Consider the following 25835-nt stretch of genomic DNA (forward strand, 5'->3'; position numbering starts at 1 on the left):
CCCAAAACGCATAAATTAACAAAACATGAACATTATTCCGGGTAAATATCTGCTTTAAGTCACTATCTATCCGGTAAATCGACTGACAAGTAGTGCGATTTTCTAAATTTTAGCGACTTGGCAAAATTTATCACAACCCAAGCCGTGATCCGCCCCTTGTTTTTAACATCCCGTTATCACCTTTGCTCGCCTTCCGCGATCCAAGTCATTACACTTCGCAGCAACTCTGTACCGGCGCGCATCCTGGGTGGATGTCGCCGTGTCTGTGATGTCGTCCGATAAGGAAACTAGCAATGGCATTGAAAGACGCCCCTACCTCAGTTCTGCTCGAAAACGTTCTCAGCCTGATCCATCAGAAATTGCCCAAGAACAGCGCCTCCCTGGTCGAATGCTTCGTCGCCAAGTTCTACGGCAACATGGCGAGCACCGACCTGCACGATCGCAATGACAGCGATCTCTACGGGGCGGCGCTCAGCCTGTGGAATGCGCTCAACCAGCGCACCAGCACAGAGCCCTATATCCGGGTCTACAACCCCGAGCTGACCCGCCACGGATGGCAGTCTCCCCATACCATCGTCGAGATCATCCTGCAGGACTCTCCCTTCCTGGTGGACTCCATCCGCATGGCCCTCAAGCGCCGTGGCATCACGGCCCACATGATGCTGCACCAGCCGCTGCACCTCATTCGCGGCAGCGATGGCAAGATAGGCGCCATTCTGGATCTCGACAACACGGCCTCCCAGACCTCGGTCGAGACCGCCTTCCTCATCGAGATCGATCATCTTACGGATGAGGAACAGATGGATGCCCTGACCGCCGAGCTCAACTCGGTAGCAAGGGAAGTGGCCCTGGCAGTGGGGGACTGGCAACCCATGCTGGGTCGTCTCAACGAGATCATCGAGGAGCTCCCCAAGCGCAAGAACCCGGTCAGCCAGGCAGAGGTCGACTCCTGCGTCGCCTTCCTGAAATGGGTCGCCGCCCACAACTTCACCCTGATGGGCTATCGCCGTTATGACGTGAAAGCGGTGGAGGGGGATCACGAGATCCTGCCGCTGCCGGAGTCGAGCCTCGGCCTGATGAAGAACTCCATCAAGGACGAGGGGCAGCGCCTTGGCAACATGCCCGCCAGCGCCCGTCACGCGGCCCTGAGCTCCGACTTGCTGATCCTCACCAAGTCCAACAGCAAGTCCCGGGTACACCGCCCGGCCTATGTGGACTACATCGGCATCAAGCGCTTCGACGAACAGGGCAAGGTGGTGGGGGAAGATCGCTTCATCGGTCTCTACGCCTCCTCCATCTACAACACCAGTGCCACCCAGATCCCCCTCATCAGCCATCGCCTCGAGCGCATCATGGCCGCCTCCGGTCACGAGAAGGGTTCCCACGCCTACAAGGCGCTGCTGAACGTGCTGGAAACCTATCCCCGCGACGAGTTGATCCAGGCCCGGGAAGAGGAGCTGCTGGCCACAGGTCTCGGCGTGCTGGAGATGCAGGAGCGCGACATGCTGCGCCTGTTCGTGCGCCGGGATGTCTACGGCCGCTTCTTCTCCTGCATGGTCTATGTCACCAAGGAGCGCTACAACACGGCGCTGCGAGTCAAGACCCAACAGATTTTGCAGAAGTATTTTGGCAGCAGCGAAGAGGTGGAGTTCAACGTCTACTTCACCGAGGGCGTGCTGGCACGGACCCACTACATAGTGCGGGTCAACAACAACAACGTGGATGTGGATGTGAACGAAGTACAGAACAACCTGATTGAAGCGGCCCGCAGCTGGGACGACCGCCTGGATTCCGTGCTGCTCTCCCATTATGGGGAGGCCCGTGGCAACGAGCTGCGCCGCCGTTTCAGCACCGCCTTCCCCCGTGCCTACAAGGAAGACGTGCTGCCGGGCTCTGCGGTCGCTGACATCATGGCCCTCGATGGCCTGAGTGAAGCCGAGCCCCTGGGCATGCTGTTCTACCGCGCCCAGGAAGAAGAGAACGATCGCCGGGTGCGCCTCAAGCTGTTCCACCGCACCGAGCCCATCCATCTCTCTGACGTGCTGCCCATGCTGGAAAACATGGGGCTGCGTGTCATCGGCGAGACCCCCTATCAGGTACGCACCCCGAGCGGCGAGATCTTCTGGATCCTCGACTTCTCCATGCTGCTGCGCGGCGATCAGCCATTCGATCTGGCCCAGAGCCAGCAGCGCTTCCAGCAGGCCTTCGCCGCCATCTGGAACAAGACCCTGGAAGATGACGGCTTCAACCGTCTGGTGCTGGGGGCCGGCCTCACCGGTCGTCAGGTCTCTGTGCTGCGCGCCTATGCGAAATACATGCGCCAGACCGGTGTCTCCTTCAGCCAGTCCTATATCGAGGAGACCCTGACCCGTTACCCCGACATCGCAGAGCTGCTGTTCACCCTGTTCGAGCAGCGCCTCAATCCCGCGATCAAGCAGGATGCCAAGGTACAGGTCAAGCTGCACGAGCAGCTCGCCGCCAAGCTGGATCAGGTGGCGAACCTGGACGACGATCGCATCATCCGCCGCTACATGGAGATGATCGACGCCACCCTGCGCACCAACTACTACCAGCCGGATCAGGAGGGTCAGGCCAAGCCCTACATCTCCTTCAAGCTGGCCCCGGCCAGCATCACCGACATGCCGCTGCCGCTGCCGAAATTCGAGATCTTCGTCTACTCGCCGCGGGTGGAAGGGGTGCATCTGCGCTGGGGCAAGGTGGCCCGTGGCGGCCTGCGCTGGTCCGATCGCAAGGAGGACTTCCGTACCGAGGTGCTGGGTCTGGTCAAGGCGCAGCAGGTGAAGAACACCGTCATAGTGCCGGTTGGCGCCAAGGGCGGCTTCTATTGCAAGCAGATGCCGGTGGGGGCGCCCCGCGCCGTCATCCAGGAAGAGGGCAAGGCCTGCTATCGCCTCTTCATTCGCGGCCTGCTTGATGTCACCGACAACATCATCAAGGGGGAGGTGATCCCGCCGAAATCCGTGGTACGCCACGACGAGGATGACTACTACCTGGTCGTGGCCGCCGACAAGGGCACCGCCACCTTCTCCGACATCGCCAACGAGATAAGCCAGGAGTATGGCCACTGGCTCGGCGATGCCTTCGCCTCCGGCGGCTCGGTCGGTTATGACCACAAGAAGATGGGCATCACGGCGCGTGGCGCCTGGGAATCGGTCAAGCGTCACTTCCGCGAGATCGGCGTCAACTGCCAGACCACCGACTTCACCTGCGTGGGGATAGGTGACATGGCCGGCGATGTCTTCGGCAACGGCATGCTGCTCTCCGAACACACCCAGCTGGTGGGCGCCTTCAACCACATGCACATCTTCATCGACCCGACTCCCGATGCGGCCAAGAGCTTCGTCGAGCGCAAGCGGCTGTTCGAGCTGCCGGGTTCGAGCTGGGATGACTACAACCGTGAGCTCATCTCCGTAGGGGGCGGCATCTTCCTGCGCTCCGCCAAGTCCATCAAGCTGAGCCCGCAAATTCAGACCCTGCTCGGCACCGACAAGGCCAGCATGGCGCCGAACGAGCTGATCAAGGCGCTGCTCTGCCTCAACGTGGACCTGCTCTGGAACGGCGGCATCGGCACCTATGTGAAGAGCGCCCGCGAGAGCGACGCCGACGTAGGGGATCGCAGCAACGACGTGCTGCGGGTCAATGGCCGTGACTTGCGTGCCCGCATCGTGGGCGAGGGTGGCAACCTTGGCTTCACTCAGCTTGGTCGGGTGGAGTACGCCAGCCAGGGCGGTCACATCAACACCGACTTTACCGACAACGTGGGCGGGGTGGATTGCTCCGACAACGAGGTCAACATCAAGATACTGCTGAACCAGCTGGTGGCCGCCGGTGACATGACCCTCAAGCAGCGCAACCAGATGCTGTACGAGATGACCGATGATGTGGCGCAGATCGTCATTACCAACGCCTATCGCCAGTCCCAGTCCATCTCGGTGACCGCTTTCCGTGGCGCCGAGCAGTTGAAAGAGCAGCAACGCTTCATCCAGGGGCTGGAGCGTGAAGGCAAGCTGGACCGCGCGCTGGAGTTCCTGCCCTCCGACGAGGAGCTCTCCGAGCGGATGGCGGCAGGGCAGGGGCTGACCCGTCCCGAGCTGGCGGTGCTGGTGGCCTACGGCAAGATGGTACTGAAAGAGCAGCTCAACTGCCCGGAAGTGACCGAAGAGCCCTTCCTCGCCAACATGCTGGTCACCAGCTTCCCGGCCCAGTTGCAGCAGCAGTTCGGTGCCGAGCTGGCCCAGCATCCCCTGCGGGGCGAAATCATCGCGACCCGGGTGGCCAACATGCTGGTCAACGACATGGGGCTCAACTTCGCCAGTCGGATGAAGGACGAAACCGGTGCCTCGGTGGCGGAAGTGGCCTGCTGCTTCGCCATGGCCCGTGAGGTGTTCGGTCTGGGCACCCTGTGGCGTGACATCGAAGGCTGTGACAACCTGGTGAGTGCAGAGACCCAGCTCGAGATGATGTTCTACAGCCGCCGCATAGTGCGCCGTGCCACCCGCTGGTTCCTGCGTGCCCGCAACCGCAGCTGGAGCATAGGGGAGAACATCGCCTTCTTCCGTCCGGCCTTCGAGACCCTGGGGGAGCATCTCTACGAGGTGATGGACGAGAGCGAAGTGGCCGAGCATCGCCAGGCCGTCGCCGCCCTGGTGGCCAAACAGGTGCCGGAAGCCATCGCCCGCCAGGTCGCGCATATGAGCAGTCTCTTCTCCAGCCTGGATCTGGCGCAGATTGCCGCGGAGCACAAGACCGACATAGTGCGCGCCGCCAATGTCTACTATCGCCTCGGCGCCAAGCTGGATCTGCACTGGTTCCTCGAGCAGATCAACCATCAGCCGGTGGGCAACCACTGGCAGGCGATGGCCCGGGCCTCCTTCCGCGAGGATCTGGACTGGCAGCAACGCAGCCTCACCTCAGTGGTACTGGAAGGGTGCAAAGAGCAGGGAGAATGCGCTACCATACTGGCCGACTGGATTTCGGAGCATGAGCAACTCTTGTCCCGTTGGACCCATATGTTGGCCGACTTCAAGACCACGAGCACTCACGAGTTCGCCAAGTTCTCGGTGGCCTTGCGAGAGTTGAACCTGCTCCAGTTGAATTGCCGAACCTCGGCATAACCCCAAAAGCCCCGGCCAGTTGCCGGGGCTTTTTTAAGGAGCAAACATGCTGTACCCCCTCGCCAGGCATTTTCTGTTCAAACTCAATCCGGAACAGGCACACGATCTCTCCATCAAGTATTTGCCCCGCCTTCTCGGTACACCGCTCGATTGTTTCTTCCGTCATTCACTCCCCCAACGCCCCGTCACTGTCATGGGGCTTAATTTTGCCAATCCGGTGGGACTGGCTGCCGGCCTCGATAAAGACGGGGAGTGTATCGACGCATTTGGTGCCATGGGGTTCGGCTTTATTGAAGTAGGCACTGTGACCCCCAAGCCCCAGAGCGGAAATGACAAACCGCGGTTGTTCCGGGTAATTCCGGCGGAAGGGATCATCAACCGGATGGGATTCAACAACAAAGGTGTCGATCATCTGGTGGCCAAGGTGAAAGAGGCCAAATATCAGGGGGTGATTGGCATCAATATCGGCAAGAACAAGGACACCCCCATCGAGCAGGGCAAGGACGATTATCTGATCTGCATGGACAAGGTTTATGATCATGCCGGTTATATTGCCGTCAATATCTCTTCTCCCAACACCCCGGGGCTGCGTTCGCTGCAATATGGTGAGGCGCTGGATGAATTGCTGGCTGCCCTCAAGGCTCGGCAGCAGGAGCTGGCCGCGCAATATAAGAAGTACGTCCCCCTCGCCGTTAAAATTGCCCCCGACCTCAGCCTGGATGAAATTAATCAGGTAGCCGCCTCCTTGATCAAAAACGGGATCGATGGCGTCATCGCCACCAATACCACCCTGGAGCGCGACATGATTTATGACATGCCCCATGCCGGTGAAGCCGGTGGCCTCAGCGGCCGTCCGCTCCAGCACAAGAGCACAGAGGTGATCCGCCAGCTGGCCAAGGCCCTCAATGGGGCCCTGCCTATCATTGGGGTGGGCGGTATTGACAGCGCCATGGCCGCCCGGGAGAAATTGGCGGCGGGTGCCAGTCTGGTCCAGATTTACAGTGGCTTTATTTATAAGGGCCCGAGTCTGGTCAAAGAGATCGTTACCCATATTTAAAAGATAACCGCTTGCCCTTATTTAAAGTTGCTCAAATTCTCGACATGGAATAAAGTCGAGGGACGGCTTAAGTAAGGGCAACTCCATGTGTATCCAACCCAATGACAATTGGCAGTGGCATTATGATGCTCAGGATGATCGTCTGATGCTGGATTTATCCGATCGCATGATATTCGCCACCGAATATAAGGGGCGACAACTCGTCCCCAGCTCCTTCACGACCCAGCCCTTTTGTGTCGACGATGCCGCCCTCTATTATCAATTGATGGACAAGGCCGCCGAACTCGATTGGAGTGTTCCCCATCAGGTTCAGCTGGTACTCAATGCCATCGCCGTCAGCCGCTTTTATAAACCCCTGATGCCACAAAGCTGGTTCTTTCATGAACAGCAGACTCATTGCTCGCCGGATATGGGCTCCCTGGTGTGGATGCAGACATCCCATGGCAGGGGAGAGTTCATGGTCATCGAGGCCGGAGAACAGGCGAGCGTCTGCCTGAACCTGACCGAGGAATTGGTGCTGACCGCCAGCAAGATCCTGCCAAGGTTCGCGGTGATCAAGGTGATGAATAACCGGATGCAGACCAGGACCCGTGCCCAGGCACAATATCGACAGGTCAGCTGATGCTGCCTCTGCACGTTATTTTTGGTTGATATTCATACGCCCTCGGAATAACCGACGCCGATTATTTATCGCTCGTCTCTCCCATGCCCTTGCGGCAGCTTCCTTGAGTCAATTCGTCGCCGTTCGGCGCATGCCCTTCTGCACTGGATATTGAGTCGCGTCATCGAGCCCGCGCCCCTGTGCTGGCGACAAGAGCAGAAACGGGGGCATTGCGCCGACCAGCACCCTTTATATTCGCGCGAACCCCAAGGTTCGGATGCCGAGTGCGGGCCGATAAGGTATAATGCGGCACTATTTTTATGGCATCCCCGTGAGCGTGATGAAAGAATTTTTTGCAACCTGCCCCAAGGGGCTGGAAAACCTGCTGGCCGTCGAGCTGACCACCCTGGGCGCGGAGCAGGTCCGTGAGACCGTGGCCGGCGTCCACTTCAAAGGCGAACTGGCCATCGGCTACAAGGCCTGCCTGTGGAGCCGTTTCGCCTCCCGCATCGTGCTGGTGCTCTCCGAATTCCAGATGAACGACGATCTGGATCTCTATCTCGGTGCCCACACCATTCCCTGGGAAGAGCACTTCCCCGGTACCGCCACCATTGCCGTGGACTTTACCGGTACCAACCCGGCCATTCGCAACACCCAGTACGGCGCGCTGAAGATCAAGGATGCCATCGTTGACCGCTTCACCAAGCGCGGCCATGTGCGCCCGGACGTCGACAAGAAGTCGCCGGACATTCGCATCATGGCGCACTTGGGCAAGGGCAAGGCCAACATCACCCTGGACCTGTCAGGCCCGGCGCTGCATCAGCGCTTCTACCGTCAGGGCACAGGCGAGGCGCCCCTGAAAGAGAACCTGGCCTGCGCCATGATTGCTCGCAGCGGCTGGACCGGCGAGCCCATGATGGACCCCATGTGCGGCTCAGGTACCCTGCTCATCGAAGCGGCCTTCATCGCTGCCGACATGGCGCCGGCCCTGCGCCGGGAGCGCTTCGGTTTCGATCGCTGGCTGCAACACGATGGCGATCTGTGGCAGAGCCTGATGATGGAAGCCCAGGTGCGCGCCAAGCGTGGCATGCAGCGCTGCGAGGTGAAGCTGTTTGGCTGCGATGCCGACCCCCGCGTGCTGATGAAGGCCCGCGACAACGCCAAGGCGGCCGGTGTGGCCCACCTCATCACCTTCAAGCAGGCCGACGTGACCGCGCTTGAGAACCCGTTGCCGATGCCGGCTGTGGAAGGGGAGGCCCGCGAAGTCGGCATGCTCATCTCCAACCCGCCCTATGGCGAGCGTCTGGGAGAGTTCCCGGCCCTGCTGGAAGTGCACCAGGCCCTGGGCGATGCCCTGCGCCGCAGCTTCCAGGGCTGGAAGGTCACCATTCTGTCTGCCTCGCCTGAGCTGCTGAGTTGCCTGCGCCTGCGGGCCGACAAGCAATATCGCCTGTTCAACGGGGCGCTGGAGTGCCAGCTGCGCAACTACCAGATAGCGCTCGACTCCGTGGCCTCCCAGAAAGAGGTGGCCCAGGACTTTGCAAACCGTCTGCGCAAGAATCTGAAGACCCTCGAGAAGTGGGCCAGCAAGGAGGGGATCGACTGCTATCGCCTCTATGACGCCGACTTGCCGGAATACAACGCCGCCATCGACCGCTATCGGGATTACCTGGTGGTGCAGGAGTACGCCGCGCCCAAGGACATCCCCGCCCAGAAGACCCGTCAGCGCCTGCTCGACATGGTGCAGGCCGCCATCAAGGTGACCGGTATGGACGGCGAGAAGGTGATCCTGAAGGTGCGCGAGCGTCAGGAAGGCAAGCAGCAGTACCAGAAGCTCTCCGAAGAGCAGCACCGGATGGAGGTGCAGGAGTACGGCGCCCGTCTGTGGGTCAACCTCTACGACTACCTGGATACCGGCCTCTTCCTCGACCATCGTCAGACCCGTCGCATGCTGGGTCAGATGGCCCGTGGCAAGCGCTTCCTGAACCTGTTCGCCTACACCGGCAGTGCCACCGTGCACGCGGGCCTTGGCGGGGCGAGCGAAACCACCACTGTGGATATGTCCCACACCTACCTCAACTGGGCGCAGGACAACATGCGGCTCAACTCGCTGGTGGGCCGTCAGCACAAGTTCGTCCAGGTCGATTGCCTGAAGTGGCTCTCCGAGGCCGAAGATCAGTACGATCTCATCTTCATCGATCCGCCCACCTTCTCCAACTCCAAGCGGATGGACGAGAGCTTCGACGTGCAGCGGGATCACCTGCTGCTGATGCAGCACCTCAAACGCCTGCTGGCGGTGGACGGCACCCTGGTGTTCTCCAACAACAAGCGCCACTTCAAGATGGATCTGGCCGGTCTCGAGGCCGCTGGCCTCAAGGCCCAGAACATCACCGGCAAGACCCGGCCCAAGGATTTTGAGCGCAACCAGCATATCCACAACTGCTGGATCATCACCCACGCCGAGACGCAGGCCTGATGCTGACCCTGTTTCACACCGACGGCTGCCACCTGTGCGAACAGGCCTGGGCGCTGGTGGAGGAGGCTGGCCTTGCCGCCAGTACTCGCCAGTGTGACATCATGGAGGACGAGCAGTGGCTTGCGGCCTACCGGGTGCGCATCCCTGTGCTGCGGGATGACGCCGGCCGTGAACTGGGCTGGCCCTTCACTCTGGCAGAGCTCAAGGGCTGGCTTGCCCGTCAGGGGTGAGGCTGATTTGACGATGAAACGGGGGCAGAGTCTGCCGCCCGTTTTTTCATAAGTAACAAGGAACAAACATGGCACTTTTGACATTGCACGGCGCTTGTCTGTCGTTCAGTGATTTCCCGCTGCTCGACAACGCCGAGCTGACCATAGAGCGCGGCGAGCGCCTCTGTCTGGTGGGGCGCAACGGGGCGGGCAAGTCCACCCTGATGAAGGTCATCGCCGGTGAGCTCTCTCTGGACGACGGCCGCCTGGTCTTGCAGCAGGACTTGAAGGTGACCCGTCTCGAGCAGGATCCTCCCGCATCGAGCGAGCTGACCGTGTTCGACTATGCCGCCGAAGGGCTGGCCGGGGTGGGGGAGCTGCTCAAGCAGTATCACCACATCTCCCTGGAGCTGGGGCACGATCCCTCCGATGCCAACATCCGCAAGATGAGCGAATTGCAGGAGCAGCTCGATTATCAGAACGGCTGGCAGCTCGAGACCCGCATCAACCAGGTGCTGACCCTGCTGGGGCTGGATCCCGACGTGACCCTCGACAGTTTGTCTGGTGGCTGGCTGCGTAAGGTGGCCCTGGCCCGTGCACTCGCCTGTGACCCCGATCTGCTGCTGCTGGACGAGCCGACCAACCACCTGGACATCGACGCCATCAACTGGCTGGAAGAGTTCCTCAAGGACTTTCGCGGCGCCATCGTCTTCATCTCCCACGATCGGGAGTTCATTCACAAGCTGGCGACCCGGATCATCGATCTCGATCGGGGCGCCATCACCTCCTGGCCCGGCAATTACGATCAGTACCTGCAAGGAAAGGAGGAGTGGCTGCGGGTCGAGGAGCTGAAAAACGCCGAGTTCGACCGCAAGCTGGCCCAGGAAGAGGTGTGGGTACGTCAGGGCATCAAGGCCCGCCGTACCCGCAACGAAGGCCGGGTGCGCGCCCTCGAGGCGATGCGGATGGAGCGTTCCCAACGCCGTGAGCTGCAGGGCAAGGCCAAGCTGCAGATGGACGACGTCAACCGCTCCGGCAAGCTGGTGTTCGAGACCGAAGGGCTCGGCCTGGACTTTGGCGAGCGCACCCTGTTCCAGGGGCTGGATCTGCAGGTGCTGCGGGGCGACAAGATTGCCCTGGTCGGCCCCAACGGCTGCGGCAAATCCACCCTCATCAAGCTCTTGCTGGGTCAGCTCGAGCCGAGCCGCGGGCTGGTCAAGGGCGGCACCAACCTGGAAGTGGCCTATTTCGATCAGTACCGCGAGCAGCTCGATCCCGAGCAGACTGTGGTGGACAACGTGGGGGAGGGCAAGCAGGAAGTGATGGTGCGCGGCCGCTCCCGCCACATCCTGGGCTACCTGCAGGACTTCCTGTTTGAACCCAAACGGGCGCGGACCCCGGTCAAGGCCTTGTCAGGGGGCGAGAAAAACCGTCTACTGTTGGCCAAGCTGTTCCTCAAACCCAGTAACTTGTTGATTTTGGATGAACCAACCAACGACCTGGATGTCGAAACGCTGGAACTTTTGGAAGAGCTGCTGACCGATTATCCCGGTACCCTGTTGCTGGTCAGCCACGATCGTCGCTTCATCGACAATACGGTAACCGGCTGCTGGTTGTTTGAAAGGGATGGGCGGATCAGCGATTATGTGGGCGGCTATGCCGACATGATGGCCACCCGGGCCCAGCAGAGTCAGCAACAGGCGACCAGGGCGGCTGCGGCCAAGGTGGCAGAGCCTGTCGCGTTGGCGGCGGAGCCGGCGAAAAAAACACGCAAACTCTCTTACAAGTTGCAACTGGAGCTGGATAATCTGCCAGCCCGGCTGGAGCAGCTGGAAACGGAACTCGATGCCCTGCAGGCGGAGATCAACCATCCCGGCTTTTTCTCCCTGCCGGCGGAGCAGACCCAGTCCAAACTGGATGCATTGCATGCGGCAGAGGCCGCACTGGAACACGCCTTCTCCCGTTGGGAGGAGTTGGAAGCGTTGAAACATCAAGACTAAGGAAGTAGATGAAAAAGCAATTATCCATGCTGGCCATCCTGGTCGGCGCCAGCCTCAACGCGCAGGCGGCACAAAGCTCCTTCTTCACCATTGTCGATGACGAAGTCAAAGGATATGCCAGCGGGATCAGTACCGATGGCAGCGGACTCATCGGGATCAACACCAAGAACAACATGGCCGAGTACTTCTCGACCGTGCGCTCTGCCGACTTCCTGGTCGATCGTTTCCGCTTCGAGCAGGGTTGCTTCCTTTCAAGCTCCGTCTGTGACTCCTTCTGGGACGAGAATCCGGGCTTTGCCTACCAGTGGCGCCGCGATTTTCTCGATGGTGTCGATCAGCGCAGCGGCATCGGCTATGTTGCCACCACTCAGACCGATGGCCTGGTAACGGCCCTGGGGGATGCCCCGGCCGATCGCGCGGGTTACAAGATGGACGGCAAGCTGCGCACCGCCTTTGCCATCGTCAATGACGGCAACCCGGTCGAGCTGAAAGATGCCGCCGGCACCCACAGCCTGAGCGTCCCGACCAGCATCAAGAAGCTGGACAACGGTCAGTACCTGGTGACCGGGACCGCCGCCAGCGGCAAGTATCGCCACAATGTGGGCGGTGACTTCTATAAATGGTGTTTCGCCGGCAATGACGATGAGTATGGCGACTTCCGTTACTGCCCCGGGGTCGATACCCAGGCCAGCTTCTGGCTGCTCAATGGCTCGGGCGGTCTTAACAAGCTGATACAGGCCCGCGACTATGGCCGTCAGCGCGACGAAGTGCTGCAGACCGCTTCTGCATTCGGTGCGGCGACTTTCAATGGCACCCTGTACGGCGTGGGCTACAGCTCCACCGGTGAGGTAGGGTCGGGGGATCTCGACGGCCGCAACCTGGCCAGCTACTGGACCCTGGATCTCGATGCCGGCACAGTGGGGGCCACCAAGGTCATCCCGCTGCCCGATGGCGAGCCGGGCAAGAATGACAGCGTGCTGCAAAATAGCTGGGCCGTGTCTGTCAACGAGAACGGCTATGTGATAGGTAACCAGCGTTACAGCATCAACAAGGGTCAGAACCGGCCGACCGAAATGTTCCTGTTCAATCTGAATACCCCGGGCACGGCTGCCAGCATCCCCCTGCAGGACAAGCCGCTCTCCGGCTCCGGCTCAGAGGGCGCGGCCATCAACGATCACAACATGGTGGTTGGCTGGCGTGACTCCCGTCATCAGACCCAGCCTGTGGCCAACGGCACCAACCGCATGCAGGAAGCCTTCATGCTCAATGCGGCGTCCCCGAGCAACAACTGGTACCTGAACGACCTGATCTGTGGTCTGGATGATGCCGGTGCCAAGCAGTGTGCCCAGAATGGCAAGTATTACCACATCGCCTACGCCAGTGGCATCAGCAGTGATGGCACCATAGCCGCCACCGCTTATCGCTACAACAGCGAGAGCGATCTGAACCTGCGCACCAACGCGACCGTGGTCGCCGTCAAGCTGACACCGGCCGTGGCGAACTATCAGGGCAACAAGCCCGCTGAATATGTGGTCAGCAATGCGCCGGTCAACAACCAGACCGGTCAGGATGGTGAAGATGGTGGTGGTGGCAGCCTGTTCTGGTTGACGCTGCTGGCCTTGCCATTCACCTGGCTGCGCCGTTACCAGCGATAAAAAAATGTGTCATCAAAAATTAATGCAGTTCAGTATCTTGTGTCACAACGCCTGAATAGCATGACATTTTTTGTTTGACCCTGCTTCCCCCCTGGGGTAAAGATGAAAGCGACCCGGTGAAAACTTGGTCGCTTTTTTGTTCCACGAAGAGGGTCGTAGATGATGAAGAGACAGAAACGGGACCGTCTGGAAAGAGCACGCGCTCGTGGTTATCAGGCTGGCGTAGTCGGCAAACAGAAAGAAGCGTGTCCGTACCAATGCCTGGATGCCAGAGGGCACTGGCTTGGTGGTTGGCGCGACGCCATGGAGGGGCGAGGCTCAGGCCTCTTCATGAAGTAACCGAGACTTCATCACTCATTGCAAAAAGGAAAGGGGCCATGGCGGCCCCTTTACGTTGGCACTCTCTGACCGGGTCAGAGCAGATCAGAATGCGGTGGTGTCTTTGAACAGGCCCACTTTCAGGTCGGTCGCGCTGTAGATGGGACGACCATCCACCTCGACCACGCCGTCGGCAATGCCCATCACCAGCTTGCGGTTGATGACGCGCTTGAAGGTGATCTTGTAGGTCACTTTCTTGGCGGTCGGCAGGATCTGCCCGGTGAATTTCACCTCGCCCACGCCCAGAGCGCGTCCCTTGCCCGGACCGCCTTTCCAGCCCAGGAAGAAACCGACCAGCTGCCACATGGCATCCAGACCCAGACAGCCCGGCATGACGGGATCGCCTGGGAAATGGCAGTCGAAGAACCAGAGATCCGGGGTGATATCGAGTTCGGCCAGGATTTCGCCTTTGCCGTGTTCACCACCGTTGTCAGTGATCTTGACGATGCGATCCATCATCAGCATGTTGGGGGCGGGCAGTTGGCTGTTACCCTCACCAAATAATTCGCCACGGCTGCAGGCAAGCAGCTCTTCACGGGTAAACGACTCTTTACCTTGTTCACACAGGGAGAGGTGGGTATTAGTGGTGTCGTTATCTAGGGTCACGCTGTTTATCCTTCATATGGGTCAAAGCCGGGCCAATTTAGCTTACAGTTGTTCGCTAAACAACTCCGATCACTTTATTTAGAGGCCGAATAGACGGCCAAGCAGGTTGCGCAGCACGCCACTCTTGGGTGCAGTGCCGTTGAGTTCATCCAGTCTGTCCTGGATCCGGCCAAACAGGGTGTCCGGCATGTCAGGCTCGCCGGCCACACAGCCGGTCAGCAATTCGATGGCCTCTTCCACATGATCCACCGGGTGGATATGGAACTGGCCCGCTTCGACGGCGGCAATCACCTCATCGGAGAGGTTGAGCTGCTGGGCGTTGGTTCCGGGCAGTATGATGCCTTGCTTGCCGGTGATGCCATGGATTTTGCACACCCGGAAGAAGCCTTCGATCTTCTCGTTGACGCCACCCACAGCCTGCACGTTGCCGAACTGATCGACCGCGCCGGTCACCGCGAAACGCTGGGAGATGGGTTGGCGGGCGAGGGCAGAGAGCAGGGCGCACAGACCTGTCAGAGAGGCGCTGTCGCCGTCAATCTCGTGATAGGACTGCTCGAACACCAGGTTTGCAGAGAGGGGCGAGGGGTTCTCTGCGCCGAACTTGTTGGAGAGATAGCCGTGGATGATCATCATCGCCTTGGCGTGAATGTGGCCGGCGAGCTCTGCCTTGCGCTCGATATCGGCCACGTCGCCATCCCCCAGATGCACTGTGGCGGTCAATCGCACCGGTTCACCGAAGTCATAGGGATGACCGGCTACCTGAATGACGGAGAGGCCGTTGATCTGACCGACCTCTTCACCGTCGGTCTGCAGCAGGATCTGGCCATCGATGACCCCCTGATCGGATTGCTCCACCAGGTAGTTGAGGCGGTAATCCTGCTCCTCCAGGGCGAGCAATATGTGCTCGTCGGTCACCTTCTCCGCCTCCAGCTCGCGGGCCAGGCTGTCGGCCATGCGCATGATGGCGCTGAGCTGCACTTCCGAGAGGGAGAGCCACTCCTGATGGTCACAGAGACGGCTGGCATGGCGACACAGGGCGAGGAGGGCACCCGGAGTGAAGTCCAGCAGGTTCCAGCGCAGCCGCAGCCAGGCCAGGTATTGCAGGAACTCGGGCAAGTCTTCTTCGATGTTCACCTCGGACACCAGATCGGCGCGCAGGAAGATACGCTCGGACATGTCTCTGTCCAGCATCTGGAACTCGGCCACATCCAGTCGGTCGCCCACCAGGATCAGTTTGAACCGGATAGGCGTGGCCTCAGGGGTAAAGAAGGGGGTCAGGGTCTTGCCTTCCTGATAGGCATTCCAGTCCAGCTCGCCTTTTTGCATGGCGTTCTTGAGCTTGAACCAGAGATGGGGTTGATCGAGCAGCTCGTCGAGCTGCAAGATGAGGTAGCCGCCGTTGGCTTCCCGCAGCAGGCCCGGCTCCAGCAAGTGCTGGTTGGCATAGACGGAGCCTTGCTCCGTCTGGTAGTTGATGGAGCCAAACAGGGTGTCCCAGTTCAAGTCCCGGCCATAGATGACGGGGGCTTGCTGCTCTTCGTGATGGATCAGCAGGTTGATGAGCACCGGATGCTGGAATTCGAGCCCCTGGGCCACGTGCGCTGACAGATCGGAGAGAAAGTCCACGATCTTGGGGTCATTTTCCTGCTTGCGGATGATGCGGGTGACCAGGCGCTCGGCATCCAGATGATGGCTCATCAGCTTGAGCAGCTCGCCAACCATCTCGCAGAATTCGAACCCGGTACCGGGTTGCAGGCGCAGCCAGATAGGCTTGAACGGGTTGTTGAGGTTCTCGGTGTAACAGAGATCGAACAGATCGCCATCCTTGCCATTGGAAGAGGCGATCAAGGTCTGGCAGACACTCTCATAATCCGCACCCGGGAAACCGTTGAGCAGCATGACCGGGCAGTCACCATCAAAACTGGCCAGTCGCTTGATGCCGGAAATGGCTCTGGGTTGCAGGGCGGCAAAAGGGATGGGTTCGAGCTCGCTGAGCGTGGGGAACTGCTCAATCGTGAAAGCAGGTTTTAATTGTTCTGATGTTAATTCAGCCACTTAAGACATCCGGTCGGGGATAGGATCAATTGTTTCCATTATACACAGTTCAATTGGCGGTAACAGGAAACAAGCATATGTCATTTAACATAATATACATTATGCGCGGTTGCATATGAAGGCGACTGGCGGGCATATTTTCCTGTCATCTTAGGCTTGACTGAGGCTCTGGGCTGCACATTAGCAGTCTGCACACAGGCACTCACTCATGCAGGCGATCCAGCGGCTTATGGTTGGCACTTTCGTGGCGTTCGCTGTTGCCGGTGTGCAGGTATTTGGAGGTGGTGTCTATGCTGTCATGTCCCGCGTCGGCTTGTACGTGTGACAGTGGCCGGCCATGCAGGTTGATGTCGTGGGTGATGCCGGTATGGCGGATGGAGTGCGGTGTCAGGGTGCGCATCTCGGCGGCATCCTGGACAAAGCCATCCTGCTCTGCCAGGCTGGCCGCTTGCTCGAAGACCGCCATCACCAGATCCCGCAGTTGGCGGATGCCGAGATTGGCATTGAGCTCGCCTTGCTCCCGGCCATGGGCCGCCGCCTTGTGGCGCACGAAGAGCGGGGTCTGTTCGCCCGGGGCTGGCAGCGGCGAGAGCCCAAGAAAGGTGCGATAGCGTGCCAAGGCATCCAGCAAGGCCTGGGAGACGGCCACGGTGCGGCGTTTGCCGCCTTTGCTGCGTGGAATGTCATAGCCCCAGACCCCAGTCTTGCTGTCGCGACGAAACTGGCTCATGACGGGACTGAAACCCGGTCTGGCCGCCACCTCGGAGATACGCAGATAACAGGCGTACATGAGGCAGATGAGAAACCGGCTGCGCTCATGCTGGGCCGGACATTCGGTTGCCAGCCGCTCGGCGGCCTGCATCACATAGGACCATTGCAATTCGGTAAAGGACTGGGCCTCTTCACCGGCATCCTGGCTGTCCGGCCGCTTCACCCGTTGCAGCAGGAGCGCCGGATTGCGGTCCATGTACTCTTCCTGGATCAGGAACTGGAAGAAGGCCGACAGTATGGCGAGCTTGGTCTTTATCGCCTGCTCGCTCAGACGGTATGGCAGCTCGCGGCCCAGTTCCCGCTTGCCGAGAAACGGTCGCCACAAGGGGTTGGGCAACCGCTCTCCCCACTCCTTGTCGAGCACGAACTGGGCCACGTTTCGGTATGCGATAAGCCCTTGTGGCGGAGCCTGACAGTAGTCGAGGTAGCGCATCATGATACGCCTGGTGAGATCCTTGGGACTGATGGCCACCTCGCAGAAACACCAATGCAGGAAGGTGGTCAGCTCGCTGCGGTAGGTCTTGTAGTTGTTCTCGCTGTGGCGCTGCTCCAGCAGCCAGTCGACGGCCAGCTCATAGACGAGGCCGGCATCGGGTACATTGCCCAGGCTGAGCGTGGCCAGATACTGGTTGACCTGGGGATTGCCCGCCTCCAGATGGAGCAGATTATCGAACAACGGCATGGCGGGTGGCAGTGACGGATGAGTCATGATGGTGCTTGTGAGTCTTGTTGAGTGAAGCTGGCTCGGCGCCGCGCAATCCTGATGCCGATAAATGGGGTTATCGGCATCAGGGGATGCCAGATGGCCCGGGGATGAGTCATCAAGGCTTCCCTGGCGGACCGCGGACACTATGGTATATGGTGTTTATTCAATGACTATGCAGTCTTGTTGGAAATTTCTCGGGGTAAATAGCGACAAAAATGACTGAAAATGGACTCTGCTTGAATATTGTGGGGCGGAAGCCAGGGTTGGACGCCCTGCCCCGCCCTTATTCTGTCAGGCCACGCTCTTGAGGGATTTTCCCTTGGGCTTCTCGGCATCCACCTTCTCTTCCTTGGGGCTGATCCCCTGCCCCTTGCCACCGCGCAGCACGTTTTGCAGCAGATCCCGCTGCTCGGCCAGGTAAAAGGCGAGGCTCTCCTGCTGCTCGGGTGCCAGCTGAACCGGTGCCCCGGCCAGCAGCGCCATCAGTTCATCGGCGGTATCCAGCAGCTTGTCATAGGCATCCGCCTCTTTCTTGCTGGCAAAGGTCATCTTCTCCACTCCCCCACGCACGACAACATACTTGATCTCAACGGCCATAGTGGCGTCCTCCTCATGATAGTGACTGCAAGTATATGTATGAATATACAGTGTTGCAAATAACACTCAGGATCCATCACCCCGTCCATCACCGCATCAGGTCCCCCTGGACTGGCAACGGTATCCCATGTTTCTCTCCATGGCTCTGGGGGTTGGCCGGCCGGGCCATCTTTTCTTGGCCAGAGGCTGCGCTCCGGCAAGACAGCGAAGGCGTTTTAGGGTAAATTTTATCAATTCCTTCAACAGGTTGAATCGTATGTCGGATCCCCACTCCGTGATCGTCTGCCCGGCGTGTGACTTGCTGATCGAACGCAAGCTGCTGCCACTGCGTCGTCACGCCCATTGTCCGCGCTGTCATCAGCATCTCTATGGGCGCTATGCTTTTCGTCCTTCCCAGCTGATGGCCCTGACCATCACCGGTTTCCTGCTGCTGCCCTCCGCCCTCTTCGAACCCCTGCTCTACCTGCGCCTGGCCGGGGTCAACTCCGATGCCAACCTGCTCAAAGGCATTGTGATGCTGTTCAAGGAAGGTGAACTCTGGGTGGCGAGCCTGGTGCTCTGGTGCGCCGTGCTGGCGCCGGCGGGGTTGCTGCTCGGCATCTTTGCGCTTGCCTCCGGCCTTTCCAAACGCTGGCACATGCTGGCCCCGACGCTCAAGGCCGTGGAGGTGTTCCGGCACTGGGCCATGCTGGAGGTTTACATCGTCAGCCTGATGGTCGCCCTGTTCAAGCTTATCGACATCGCCGACGTGCGTCTGGGGGGCGGTCTGCTCAGCCTCGGAATATTGATGCTGCTCAACATGACGCTGCTCATCCTCTTCGACCCCGCCCCCTACTGGGAGCGGATACCGCTGCACAACGCCTCGCAGGAGCCGGAACATGATACCGACCAGCGCCCGTGAACTCGGGCTCTGCCGCTGCCACACCTGCGGTTTGTTGGTGCGTTACCAGAGCGCCATGAGCTGCCCCCGCTGCCACAGTCCTTTGCAGATGCGGATCCCCCGTTCGCTGGCCTGGTCATGGGGCCTGCTGGCGCTCGCCGCCTTCATGCTGCTGCCCGCCAACCTGCTACCCATCACCCACTTCTACAACAAGGGATTACTGCAGTCCGATACCATTTTCAGCGGTATCATGGCGCTCTATCGCAGCAAGATGTCAGGGATAGCTACCATAGTGCTGACCGCGAGCATCATAGTCCCCATCGGCAAGATACTGGGACTGGGCTGGATCTGCTGGCAGTTGCAGCGCAGCAAGCCGGTGCGACGCAAGCGTCAGCTCATCATGTATCGCATCATCGATTTCATCGGTCGCTGGTCCATGCTGGACCTGTTCGTGATCTCGCTGATGGTGGCCCTGGTGGATCGCGGGGTCTTGCTCAACGTGCGGGCCGGGCCAGGGGCAACTGCCTTCGCCGGCGTGGTGATCCTCACCATGATGTCGGCCCGGATGCTCGACACCCGTCTGCTGTGGGACAAGGCGGCCCGTTAATGCAATTTTTCTGTATCGGATGTGCTGTGGCATCACAGCCAATTTAAGGAGTCGGTATGATCGGGGCTGAACCCGTCATTGAGAAACATCGCTGGTTATCCCCAGTCTGGTTGTTGCCCTTCATCGCCCTCTTGCTGGCGGGTGGTTTCATCTACCAGCAGTGGACGAGCAGCGGTCAACTCATTCGCATCAACTTTGCCCAGGGCAACGGCATCTTGCCGGGCAAGACCCAACTGCGTTATCAGGGGGTGGCCATAGGGGTGGTCCAGGATCTGGAGCTGGCACAGGACGGTCGCAAGATAGCCGTGCTCGCCAAGGTCGACAGCCGCGCCCGCCCGCTCATCCGCAAGGGCTCCGACTTCTGGCTGGTGAGCCCCAAGGCCTCCCTCACCGAGATCTCGGGTCTCGATACCCTGGTCTCCGGCAACTACATCAACCTGCAACCCGGTCGGGACAACAACCCGCTGGAGGACGAATTCGATGCCCTGGACGGCCCTCCCCCCGGCTACCAGGCCCAGGGGCGCACCCTGCACCTGACCGCCGACTCCCTGGGGTCGGTCGGCATCGGTGCCAAGATCTACTTCCGCGGGATCGAGGTCGGCAGCGTCATCAATACCCGCCTGGGAGAGGATAACCAGAATGTGATCCTGGATCTGGTGATAGAGCCGCGCTTCGAACACCTGGTCAAGGTGGATACCCGCTTCTGGAACATCAGTGGCATCAAGGGCTCCTTCAGCCTGGCCGGTGTCAGCGTGGAGGCTGGCAGCCTCACCTCCATACTGAGCGGCGGCATAGCGTTCGACTCCCCCAAGGAGTCGCCCGTCGCGCAGAAGGGGCTCAATTTCACCCTCTATAAAGGGCTGGCCGAGGCGGCACGTGGCGAGCGCATCACCATCCAGGCGGGCTCTCTGCCTGTCAAGGAAGGCATGCCCATCCTCTATGAAGGGATAGAGATTGGCAGGATAGACCCCATTCGCCTGACCGAGCAGGGCCGGGTCGTCACGGCGCTGATCAACCCCGAGCAGGCATTTCGAATGACCGGCAAGAGCCGTCTGATCTGGGAGACTGTCTCCCTCTCCGCCACCGGGGTCAAGCATGCGGATCGCCTGCTGGCCGGACCGGCCATCCGCCTCGACTATGTGGCAGGGGAAAAGGTCAGCACCATGGCGCTGGCGAGCCAGGAGCAGCGCGATGGCATCAGGCTGACCCTGCAGGCGGACGATCTGGCCGGCTTGAACGAGGGCGCCCCGCTCTGGTTCAAGGGGTTGCAGATAGGCCAGCTGGGGGCGCTGACCCTGGATGCCAAAGGCAATGCCAGCGTCAACCTGGTGGTGAACGAGGGTTATCAGCACCTGCTGAAACGGGCCCGTTTCTATCGCGCTGCCCCCTTGCAGGTGCAGGCCGATCTGAGCGGCCTCAAGGTGGAGGCCAGCCCGGCGAGTGCCTGGCTGGCAGGCGGGATCAAGCTGGTCCAGGCCACCGGAGGGGAGCGTATCGACCGTCTCTATCCCAGTCAGGAGCTGGCCCTGCTCGGCAGTCGTGATGCAAGACCCGAGCGCTGGACACTGCGCGCCGAACAGGCGGACGGGATAGGCGTAGGTTCCCCCGTCCTCTATCTGGGGCTGGAAGCGGGCAAGGTCAAGGCGTTGAAAGCCGAGGAGCGCGGGGTGGTCATCACCCTGGAGATAGACGCCGTCTACGCCCCCCTGCTCAAGCAGCAGCCCCAGTTCTGGAAGAAGGCGGCTATCGACGGCAAGATCCGGCTCGACGGGGTGCAGGTCAAGATGGGCAACCTCGCCACCCTGTTGCGGGGGGCCATCGAATTTGACCGGCTCGGCACCGGCCGCAGCAGCCATCAGCTGTTTGACAGCAAGGAGCAGGCCAGCACCCAGGTGCGCACCCTGACCCTGACCGCCGACAGCAACCCCGGGCTCGGTGTGGGCAGCCCTATCCGTTATCGCGGGGTGGATATCGGCAAGGTGGAGCAGATTGAACTGGATCCCACCCTGGGTCAGGTGAGCTTCAGGGCCGAGCTGGATGGGCAGTACGCCGCCCGTTTCCTGCAGAGTGGAGCACGTTACACCCTGGTGCAGGCCAAGCTCGGGCTGGGGGGCGTCTCCCACCTCGACACCCTGATCAAGGGCGCCTTCGTGGAGGCCAGCCCGGGCCAGGGTGCGGGCAAGGAGCGATTCCCCCTGAGTCAGAGCACCCCCATCGGATTGGCCCTGACCCTCAAGAGCCCCTCCGTGAGTGGCATCAGCGTCGGCAGCCCCCTGCTGTTTCGCAAGATGGTGGTGGGCAGCGTCAGCGGGGTGGCACTGGCACGGGATGGCAGCGAGGTGCTGATCGAGGTGAACGTCGCTCAGGAATACGCCCATCTGGTGCGCGCTAACAGCCGCTTCTGGAACGTGTCCGGGGTCAAGGCCGACATCGGCCTGACCGGCGGCACAATAGAGGTGGAAACAGTGCAGAGTCTGCTGACCGGTGGCATCGCCTTCAACACCCCGGAGCGGGAGATGGGGCCGACCGTCAAGGCCGGCCACAGTTACCCGCTCTATGGCAAGGCGGAGAAGGAGTGGCTGGAGTGGAGCCCCCGCATCCAGCCCTGATGTTCCCCTGACCCTTTGACCCAAGCCCGGCCCAGCGCCGGGCTTGTTCGTTTTGCCCATCGCCCATTCAGAATATTCCGACCCCTGTGGTACTATGTCGCCCCTCTTTTGGGTCAGCGAGACGGCACTGTGCACGACAATACCTACCTTCCCGAACACTTCCTGCGTCATATCGCGGACATCATGCCGGCCCATCTCTCCATGGATGCATTCGTGGCGAGCTGTCGGCGGCCGCTGCGGCGCAGCATCCGGGTCAACACCCTCAAGATCTCTGTGCCCGACTTCGTGACACGCATGGCGCCACTGGGCTGGCAGCTGGATCCCGTGCCCTGGTGCGAGACCGGCTTCTGGCTGACCCGTGCCGACGAGAGCGTGCCCCTTGGCAACAGCGCCGAGCACCTGTGCGGCCTCTTCTACATCCAGGAGGCGAGCTCCATGCTGCCGGTGACGGCGCTCTTTGCCAGCGAGCGGATAAAGCACGATGGCATGCTGCTGGATGCGGCGGCGGCGCCCGGCTCAAAGACTACCCAGGTAGCGGCCCTCATGGACAACCAGGGCATGCTGGTCGCCAATGAGTTTTCCAGCAGCCGGCTCAAGGTGCTGAGCGCCAATATCCAGCGCTGTGGCGTGACCAATGTGGGCATGACCCATTTCGATGCCAAGGTGTTTGGCCAGTGGTTGCCGGAAACCTTCGATGCCATCCTGCTCGATGCCCCCTGCTCGGGGGAAGGCACAGTGCGCAAGGATGAAGATGCCCTGCGCAACTGGAGTCTGGAGAGCATCAAGGAGATTGCCGCTGTGCAGCAAGGCCTGCTGGAGAGTGCCTTCCACGCCCTCAAGCCCGGCGGCGTGCTGGTCTACTCCACCTGCACCCTGAGCCTGCAGGAGAACCAGGCCGTCTGTCAGTCGCTGCAAGACAAGTTCGGCGACGCCCTGAGTGTCGACTCCCTGGCCGACCTCTTCCCCGGTGCCGGGCAGGCCTGTACCCCTGAGGGTTACCTGCATGTCTGGCCCCAGATCTTCGACAGCGAGGGCTTCTTCGTCGCCAGGATCAGCAAGCATCACTCAGTGCCCAATACCATGTTCAAGCCGGGCAAGCTCGGCAAATTCCCCTTCTCCCCTCTGCCGGCGAAAGAGGCCGAGCCCATGTTGCGGGAGATAGAGGCGAGCTTCGGGGTCATCCCGTGTGGGCAGCTGTGTGGTCGCAATGACGAGATCTGGCTCTTCCCTCACGCCTTTGAGCAGGTACAGGGCAAGCTGCGCTTCGATCGCATCGGCATCAAGCTGGCGGAAACCTTCAAGAAGGGTTATCGCCTCACCCACGAATGGGCACTGGCCTACGGCAGCCTGGCCACCCGGGGGTGTGTCGAGCTGGATGCCGCCAACGGGCGTGAATTCATGATGGGACGGGATGTCTGGCCCGAGCTGGCACCGGGAACGGGGGAAGTGATCGTCCGCTATCAGGGGCACCCGCTCGGTATGGGGAAATGGGTGGGGAGCCGCATCAAGAATGCCCTGCCCCGTGAGTTGGTGCGGGACAACAACTTGTTCAATGAGTGAGATGTCGGCGGCCATCTCGAGGGCTGACACCTGTTCGAGTCTGGAAAACCTACACTCTGGTTGAACTTTTAGTCACTTCTTGAAATGCCTCGCGCCTTGTCTAAGCTTAAGGCAATCCGCATATCAATTAGCGCACGGCTCTGCAAGGAGCCAATTCCCCTATGCCAGGTACAAGGAATTCGTACCTGGCTTTTTTTATTCCCACTATTTGCTCACTCTGCTCAATCTATGGTGTCTGCCCGGGATTGCTTTTCATGGTGAGCGTGCTGGTCACTGTGCTCTTCAACATATTGCGGCACCAGCTCGTGCTGATAGAGCAAGTCGATCGCCTGCTCGATGAGGGAGGTCTGGTTGTCTTCCAGATGCTGGCCGAGCTCCTGCAAGCGCTGGGCGTGGCGATTACTGATCCAGCATTGCAGCCTGCTGTGGGTTTCCTGCTTGCGTTTCACGTGTTGGCGTTGCCGCTCGGCATTGTCTTGCGCCACATTCATCTTTATTTCCTGGCTCATACGACCTTGCTAACTAAGAGAGTGGAACTTGTTATCTCTCACCTCTGCTCGACTGGAGGGCGCTGGAATGACACTCCCCTGCAAGGGGTGAGAGCCACCGCTCGTGCCTGGCTCTTTTCCCTTCATGGTACTGACGCTTCACCGGCACTGCTTCGGGGGGCTATAAATATATCATCAAATCAATCAGATGGTATTTAACATAAAAAACACCGTGGCGCGGTTATCTTACAGCAAGCCTGCGAGGGCATGATCGGAGAACTTGTGCGCATCGTCGAAATACTCCTGCAGGGTACGCATGTCCTTGTGCCGTGTCACCTCGATGATCTTGTTCATGGGCTTGCCCGCGGTCACCGCCGAGGTGATGAAGCCTCGGCGCAGGCTGTGGCCACTGACATAGAGATCGTCGATGACCTGGCCGGTTCGCCGCTTGATCATCAGGTTGATGCCCTGGGGTCCGAGTGGCTCAGACATAAGCTGACCCCAACGGTTCATGCGGCGAAACAGCGGCCCCTCGCCGATCCGGCTTTTCTTGAGCCAGTTGGCCAGCGCCGACACCGGGCAATATTGCTTGCCAGGAATGAGTGCTATCTCGGTTTCATGGAGCTGATGCTTGCTCGGCTTGAGGCGAAGCCTTATCCCCTGCCCCACGAAGTCGAGATCGCCCACCTCGATGCGAGCCGCCTCCGAGCGGCGCAAGGCGCCACTGAACATCAAGAGCAGCAAGGTGTGATCCCGCAGCCCTGCCAGGGTGGAGGTGTCTATCTCGTCGAGTACCCGTGTCAGGGGTTGCAGGGTCAGGGCTCCCGTCTTGCGTTTGCGGTTATCACCGAGGCGTACTATGCCCCGCATCATCTCCTTGATCTCCGCGTGTTCGGTCGGCATGGGATGAATCCCCTTCTGCTTGAAGGCATAGCGGATCCCTGCGAGCCGTCTCACTAGGGTGGCTGGTTTTCGTGGCTCCCCATTGCGCAGCTCCCCCTTCCCCTCCTCTTTATCCAACCATACCCAGTCCGCCAATATGCCGTCGGCCTGATCTGCCAGAAAGTTCATGATGTCGTGATGACTGGTTTGCAGTGGATCCAGCCCATGCAACTGGCACCAGTATACGAAGATACGGGTATCTGCCTGATAGGCATTGAGGGTGGAATTCGCTTTTGCACTGCGCAGGAAACGTCGGGCACGGCTATTGAGCGCAGGATCGAAGACTGTCTGCAATGACTGATGAGCAGGGGGTGAAATGGTTGGATAAGCCACGTAAGTCTATGATTCGGTATGGAGTTTAGGAGGATCTTACAGGATCTTTCAGATCCATCAAGTATCGATAATGAATATTATCGATACTTATAGTGTGTTGATTTAATGCCTCCAACCTCCCGGGATAGTGAGTCAGAGCTTTCGATATCCGTAACCGGCGTTTTCCAGAA

Annotated in this window: 18 protein-coding genes; 12 read left to right on the forward strand and 6 right to left on the reverse strand. The window is 60.0% G+C overall.

What is annotated here, in order from left to right:
• The first annotated feature begins 293 nt into the window (after window positions 1-293).
• From WIR04_RS10320 to rmf, 8 genes are all read left to right on the forward strand, one after another.
• Entirely contained in the window at window positions 294-5135 is a 4842-nt protein-coding gene (locus tag WIR04_RS10320; RefSeq protein ID WP_338892392.1) for an NAD-glutamate dehydrogenase, read from the forward strand.
• Window positions 5136-5181: 46 nt separating this feature from the next.
• Window positions 5182-6192 carry a quinone-dependent dihydroorotate dehydrogenase gene (gene pyrD / locus WIR04_RS10325; RefSeq protein ID WP_338892394.1) on the forward strand — a complete coding sequence of 337 codons (1011 nt, stop codon included), beginning with the start codon at window positions 5182-5184 and terminating at the stop codon, window positions 6190-6192.
• 85 nt (window positions 6193-6277) lie between these two features.
• Complete coding sequence (locus WIR04_RS10330; RefSeq protein ID WP_111910623.1) at window positions 6278-6814, forward strand: cell division protein ZapC; 537 nt, start codon at window positions 6278-6280, stop codon at window positions 6812-6814.
• Between the two features lie 283 nt (window positions 6815-7097).
• Window positions 7098-9269, forward strand: a complete 2172-nt coding sequence (rlmKL, locus tag WIR04_RS10335) for a bifunctional 23S rRNA (guanine(2069)-N(7))-methyltransferase RlmK/23S rRNA (guanine(2445)-N(2))-methyltransferase RlmL (RefSeq protein WP_338892396.1) — start codon at window positions 7098-7100, stop codon at window positions 9267-9269.
• Window positions 9269-9499, forward strand: coding sequence for a glutaredoxin family protein (locus WIR04_RS10340; RefSeq protein ID WP_338892398.1), 231 nt, complete (start codon window positions 9269-9271; stop codon window positions 9497-9499). Before rlmKL ends, WIR04_RS10340 begins: the two co-directional genes overlap by 1 nt.
• Window positions 9500-9567: 68 nt before the next feature.
• The gene (locus WIR04_RS10345; RefSeq protein WP_338892400.1) at window positions 9568-11478 is read left to right on the forward strand and encodes an ABC transporter ATP-binding protein; all 1911 of its coding nucleotides are present in this window, start codon (window positions 9568-9570) and stop codon (window positions 11476-11478) included.
• Window positions 11479-11486: 8 nt separating this feature from the next.
• Window positions 11487-13133, forward strand: a complete 1647-nt coding sequence (locus WIR04_RS10350) for a DUF3466 family protein (protein WP_338892402.1) — start codon at window positions 11487-11489, stop codon at window positions 13131-13133.
• Between the two features lie 159 nt (window positions 13134-13292).
• Complete coding sequence (rmf, locus tag WIR04_RS10355; protein WP_005315693.1) at window positions 13293-13472, forward strand: ribosome modulation factor; 180 nt, start codon at window positions 13293-13295, stop codon at window positions 13470-13472.
• Between the two features lie 84 nt (window positions 13473-13556).
• Here rmf and fabA read toward each other — a convergent pair whose 3' ends face one another.
• The 4 genes from fabA to WIR04_RS10375 form a co-directional block, all read right to left on the reverse strand.
• Window positions 13557-14117: a 3-hydroxyacyl-[acyl-carrier-protein] dehydratase FabA gene (gene fabA / locus WIR04_RS10360; RefSeq protein ID WP_106886764.1), complete on the reverse strand. Its 561-nt coding sequence runs from the start codon at window positions 14115-14117 to the stop codon at window positions 13557-13559.
• A gap of 78 nt (window positions 14118-14195) precedes the next feature.
• Complete coding sequence (locus WIR04_RS10365; protein ID WP_025326996.1) at window positions 14196-16172, reverse strand: Lon protease family protein; 1977 nt, start codon at window positions 16170-16172, stop codon at window positions 14196-14198.
• Window positions 16173-16374: 202 nt separating this feature from the next.
• On the reverse strand, window positions 16375-17652 hold the full coding sequence (locus WIR04_RS10370) for a site-specific integrase (RefSeq protein WP_338892405.1): 1278 nt from the start codon (window positions 17650-17652) through the stop codon (window positions 16375-16377).
• A gap of 288 nt (window positions 17653-17940) precedes the next feature.
• The gene (locus tag WIR04_RS10375) at window positions 17941-18246 is read right to left on the reverse strand and encodes a YebG family protein (RefSeq protein WP_338892407.1); all 306 of its coding nucleotides are present in this window, start codon (window positions 18244-18246) and stop codon (window positions 17941-17943) included.
• Window positions 18247-18502: 256 nt separating this feature from the next.
• On the opposite strand from WIR04_RS10375, the gene WIR04_RS10380 reads away from it, so the two are divergent.
• From WIR04_RS10380 to rsmF, 4 genes are all read left to right on the forward strand, one after another.
• On the forward strand, window positions 18503-19147 hold the full coding sequence (locus WIR04_RS10380; protein ID WP_338892409.1) for a paraquat-inducible protein A: 645 nt from the start codon (window positions 18503-18505) through the stop codon (window positions 19145-19147).
• Entirely contained in the window at window positions 19125-19733 is a 609-nt protein-coding gene (locus WIR04_RS10385; protein WP_338892411.1) for a paraquat-inducible protein A, read from the forward strand. Before WIR04_RS10380 ends, WIR04_RS10385 begins: the two co-directional genes overlap by 23 nt.
• 56 nt (window positions 19734-19789) lie before the next feature.
• On the forward strand, window positions 19790-22342 hold the full coding sequence (locus WIR04_RS10390; RefSeq protein WP_338886677.1) for an MlaD family protein: 2553 nt from the start codon (window positions 19790-19792) through the stop codon (window positions 22340-22342).
• Window positions 22343-22471: 129 nt separating this feature from the next.
• Window positions 22472-23902, forward strand: a complete 1431-nt coding sequence (gene rsmF, locus WIR04_RS10395; RefSeq protein ID WP_338886679.1) for a 16S rRNA (cytosine(1407)-C(5))-methyltransferase RsmF — start codon at window positions 22472-22474, stop codon at window positions 23900-23902.
• Window positions 23903-24123: 221 nt separating this feature from the next.
• Here rsmF and WIR04_RS10400 read toward each other — a convergent pair whose 3' ends face one another.
• Both WIR04_RS10400 and WIR04_RS10405 read right to left on the reverse strand, forming a co-directional pair.
• A complete protein-coding gene (locus WIR04_RS10400) occupies window positions 24124-24411 on the reverse strand; it encodes a RepB family protein (protein WP_338886681.1) in 288 nt (95 codons plus the stop codon).
• A 225-nt stretch (window positions 24412-24636) separates the two neighbouring features.
• Window positions 24637-25665, reverse strand: a complete 1029-nt coding sequence (locus WIR04_RS10405) for a tyrosine-type recombinase/integrase (protein ID WP_420883419.1) — start codon at window positions 25663-25665, stop codon at window positions 24637-24639.
• Window positions 25666-25835 lie beyond the last annotated feature (170 nt).

It is taken from the genome of Aeromonas rivipollensis, assembly GCF_037811135.1.
Taxonomy (GTDB): Bacteria; Pseudomonadota; Gammaproteobacteria; order Enterobacterales; family Aeromonadaceae; genus Aeromonas; species Aeromonas rivipollensis.

Bases quoted from the DNA above. Each gene is read 5' to 3' on its own strand.
- WIR04_RS10320 (WP_338892392.1), top strand. From the start codon at position 294: ATGGCATTGAAAGACGCCCCTACCTCAGTTCTGCTCGAAAACGTTCTC.
- pyrD (WP_338892394.1), top strand. From the start codon at position 5,182: ATGCTGTACCCCCTCGCCAGGCATTTTCTGTTCAAACTCAATCCGGAA.
- WIR04_RS10330 (WP_111910623.1), top strand. From the start codon at position 6,278: ATGTGTATCCAACCCAATGACAATTGGCAGTGGCATTATGATGCTCAG.
- rlmKL (WP_338892396.1), top strand. From the start codon at position 7,098: ATGCGGCACTATTTTTATGGCATCCCCGTGAGCGTGATGAAAGAATTT.
- WIR04_RS10340 (WP_338892398.1), top strand. From the start codon at position 9,269: ATGCTGACCCTGTTTCACACCGACGGCTGCCACCTGTGCGAACAGGCC.
- WIR04_RS10345 (WP_338892400.1), top strand. From the start codon at position 9,568: ATGGCACTTTTGACATTGCACGGCGCTTGTCTGTCGTTCAGTGATTTC.
- WIR04_RS10350 (WP_338892402.1), top strand. From the start codon at position 11,487: ATGAAAAAGCAATTATCCATGCTGGCCATCCTGGTCGGCGCCAGCCTC.
- rmf (WP_005315693.1), top strand. From the start codon at position 13,293: ATGATGAAGAGACAGAAACGGGACCGTCTGGAAAGAGCACGCGCTCGT.
- WIR04_RS10370 (WP_338892405.1), bottom strand. From the start codon at position 17,652: ATGACTCATCCGTCACTGCCACCCGCCATGCCGTTGTTCGATAATCTG.
- WIR04_RS10375 (WP_338892407.1), bottom strand. From the start codon at position 18,246: ATGGCCGTTGAGATCAAGTATGTTGTCGTGCGTGGGGGAGTGGAGAAG.
- WIR04_RS10380 (WP_338892409.1), top strand. From the start codon at position 18,503: ATGTCGGATCCCCACTCCGTGATCGTCTGCCCGGCGTGTGACTTGCTG.
- WIR04_RS10385 (WP_338892411.1), top strand. From the start codon at position 19,125: ATGATACCGACCAGCGCCCGTGAACTCGGGCTCTGCCGCTGCCACACC.
- WIR04_RS10390 (WP_338886677.1), top strand. From the start codon at position 19,790: ATGATCGGGGCTGAACCCGTCATTGAGAAACATCGCTGGTTATCCCCA.
- WIR04_RS10400 (WP_338886681.1), bottom strand. From the start codon at position 24,411: ATGAGCCAGGAAATAAAGATGAATGTGGCGCAAGACAATGCCGAGCGG.